Below are 232 nucleotides of genomic sequence, written 5' to 3' on the forward strand. Positions count from 1 at the left end.
GGTGGTCCTGGCCCTGAACCTGGTCTCGGTGAAGGTCTTTGGCGAGATGGAATTCTGGTTCGCCCTGATCAAGGTCGCAGCCCTGGTCGCGTTCCTGCTGGTGGGCACCTACTTCGTCATCTTCGGCACCCCCGTGGACGGCCAGGAAGTGGGCCTGAGCCTGATCACGGACAACGGCGGGATCTTCCCCAACGGCCTGCTGCCCATGATCATCCTCATGCAGGGCGTCCTG

Annotated in this window: 1 pseudogene; it reads left to right on the plus strand. The window is 62.9% G+C overall.

Annotation, left to right across the window (positions count from 1 at the left end):
- A pseudogene (locus ASF72_RS21030) lies at positions 1-232 on the plus strand (amino acid permease); the annotation flags it as partial.

Source organism: Arthrobacter sp. Leaf141 (genome assembly GCF_001424565.1).
In the GTDB taxonomy this organism is placed as follows: domain Bacteria; phylum Actinomycetota; class Actinomycetes; order Actinomycetales; family Micrococcaceae; genus Arthrobacter.